This window comes from Phormidium sp. CCY1219 (genome assembly GCF_055795085.1).
This window is the reverse complement of record NZ_JAYFEQ010000701.1, coordinates 1-245: the sequence shown is the minus strand read 5'-3', so window position 1 is coordinate 245 and position 245 is coordinate 1. Positions and strand designations below refer to the sequence as shown.

1 protein-coding gene is annotated in these 245 nt (G+C 43.7%); it reads right to left on the bottom strand.

All coding sequences use genetic code 11. The features are described from left to right. Window positions 1-245 (bottom strand): group II intron maturase-specific domain-containing protein (locus AC0QH1_RS20755; RefSeq protein WP_324633217.1); only part of this gene is annotated, 245 nt, incomplete at both ends.

The window sequence follows — 245 nt, the reverse complement described above, 5'->3', positions numbered from 1 at the left end:
CCATTGGCTCCATGATGGTAATACTTTCTGAGCTTATCAATGGACGCTTTCCCACATCTTGATGCTGTCCATGCCCTTAAAGCTACCCAAACCATATAATCGAGTTTGGAGAATGTTTCCTTGGATACTACTCCCGAATAGTAGTTACTCCACCCTTTTATGACTGGATTTAGGTGTTTGATTAATGCGGCTTGTGGGGCTGTTTTGTGAGCCTTGATTACCGCCTTAATTGCCTTGTAGTGCTC